This window comes from Variovorax sp. GW821-FHT06D12 (assembly GCF_059419205.1).
Map to the genome: position 1 here is coordinate 1 of NZ_JBWKRI010000016.1, position 2,523 is coordinate 2,523.

Annotated in this window: 1 protein-coding gene; it reads left to right on the plus strand. The window is 70.0% G+C overall.

All coding sequences use genetic code 11. The annotated features are described in order from the left end of the window. On the plus strand, positions 1–2,523 hold a 2,523-nt coding region (locus tag AC07SQ_RS30500; RefSeq protein WP_495273659.1), incomplete at both ends, for a type VI secretion system Vgr family protein.

Genomic DNA, 2,523 nt, shown 5'->3' on the forward strand with positions numbered 1-2,523 from the left:
GTGCCCTGGCTCTGGCTGGCCACCCAGCAAGGGCGCAGCCAGGTCTTCCAGCAACGCAGCGTCGCCGACATCATCGAGCGCGTGCTCGCCCCGTACGCCGAAGCCGGCAGCTGGGCCTTCTCCTCCGAAGTGAACAGCTTCCTCGCCGACGCCCCCGTTCGCACCTACTGCACCCAGTACCGCGAGAGCGACTACGACTTCTTCTCGCGCCTGCTGGCCGAAGAAGGCCTGGCCTGGCGCATCGAGGAAGACGCCCAGGCCCCGACGGGCCACAAGCTCGTGATCTTCTCGTCCAACGACACCCAGCCCGCCGATGCGGGCTCGCCCGTTCGCTTTCACCGCAAGAGCTCCCAGGAGCGCAGCGACGCCGTGCAGGCGCTGGTGCGGCGCATGCGCCAGTCGGTGGCCCAGGTGCATTTGAGCGCCTGGAATGTCGACGGCAAGCGCCAGCTCACAGGCAGCGCCCCGGCGCGCTTTCCGGTCGGCGGCAAGAACGCCCCGCGCCTGGAGTACGACGACGTGCTCGGCCTGAACGACCGCAGCCGCGGCTGGGACACCAACCGCACCGTCGAGCGCTACGCCGCATTGATGATGGAAGCGGCCGAATGCCGCGCGGACCTGATGCTGGGCCACAGCACCGTGCGCACCCTGCGCGCGGGCACGCGCATCGAGATCGACGACGCGCCCGCACTCGGGCTGCAGGCCAAGCCCGCGCTGCTGCTGGACACCGTCGAACACGTGGGCATCAACAACCTGCCCAAGGACACGGCCGCATCGATTGCGGCGCAGCTGGGTGCGCTGACGGAGCACCTCGTGTTCGACCAGCCGTGCGCCCCTGTGACGGCCGAGGCCGATGTGTTCGGGCTGGTGTCTGCAGCCACAGGCACGCACAACAACACTATCCACCCGCAGCCCCAGAGCCTGGCCACCGCCCAGGCCCAGGGTTACGCCAACAGCTTCTCCGGCGTGCACGCCCCTCGCCCCTGGCGCCCGGCCCTGGCGGCGGCCGACGGTGCCCGCCTGCACGCCAGGCCCACGGCCAGCGGCGTGCACAGCGCCATCGTGGTCGGGCCTTCGGGCGAGACCTCGCCCAACGGTGCCGACGAGCTGTACTGCAACGACCGCGGCGACGTGCGCGTGCGCTTCCACTGGCAGAACAGATCGAGCGACAACGGCAACAGCAGCAACGGCAACAGCAGCAACGGTGACAACGCCCAGGACAACCGCAGCACCCGCTGGATCCGCGTGGCCCAACGCCAGGCCGGTCCCGGCATGGGCTGGCAGTGGCTGCCGCGCATCGGGCAGGAAGTGCTGGTCAAGTTCGTCGACCTCGATGTGGACCAGCCCGTCATCGTCGGTGCGCTGTACAACGGCCGCGGCGACGGCGGCATCGCCCCCACGCCCGGCGGCGCATCGCGCGCCGGTGAAACCAATGAAGATGTCTTCGCCCAAGCCGGCAACGCCTCGCCCAGCGCCCAGGCCAACCTCGCGGCCGGCCACGCCCCGCCCTGGCACGGCGCCAGCGCCGACGACAAGGGTCACCGCAACGCGGCCGCCCTGAGCGGCTTCAAGACCAAGGAGTTCGGCGGCGAGGGCTTCAGCCAGCTGGTGTTCGACGATTCGAGCCAGCAGCTGCGCGTGCAGCTGCATGCGAGCACCGCCCACAGCCAGCTGAACCTGGGCCACCTGATCCACCAGGCCGACAACTTCCGCGGCAGCTTTCGAGGCCAGGGCCTGGAGCTGCGCACCGACGGCTACGCGGCCCTGCGCGGCGGCAAGGGCGTCTTGCTGAGCACCTACCACGGCGCAGGCGGCCAGAAGCTCGAACCTGTGGGCGACTTCGCCGCCGGCATGGCGCTGCTCAAGCAGGTGCAGCAGCTGAGCCAGGCCCTGAGCGATGCGGCCAAGACCCACGAGACCGTGCAGCTGGCCGGGCACATCGGGGCCGGCAAGGCCAACGAATCCCAGTTGGACAAGGAGCGCTCGCCCTACGCCGCGATGGAGCGCACCGCCAGCGGCATGGTCGCTGCGGATGCGCTCGATGCCGCCTACGCGGACGCAGCAGACAAGGCCATCGCCACCGGCGAAGGCAAGGTGCCGCACACCAGCGACGCCGTGATCGCGCTGGCCGCGCGCGGCGGCCTGGCGATGGTGGCGGGTCAGCAGCTGCAGGTCGTCAGCGGCGAGACCGCCACGCTGGCCAGCGGCAGCGACATCAACCTGGCGCTGGCCGACGTGCTGCGCGTGCACAGCGGTCAGGCCATCGGCGTGCTGGCCGGGGCGCAGAAGGCCGATGCAGACACAGGCCTGTCGGTCATCGCGGGCAACGACGACCTGGACTTCCAGGCGCAGCACGACGAGTTGCGCGTGCAGGCCAAGGACGCGCTGAAGATCGCCAGCACCGACCAGACGGTGGAGTTCGCGGCCAAGAAGAAGATCCGCATCGCGACGGCGCAGGGCGCGTCGATCACGCTGCAGGATGGGGACATCACCTTCGAGTGTCCGGGGAAGATCACTTATCAC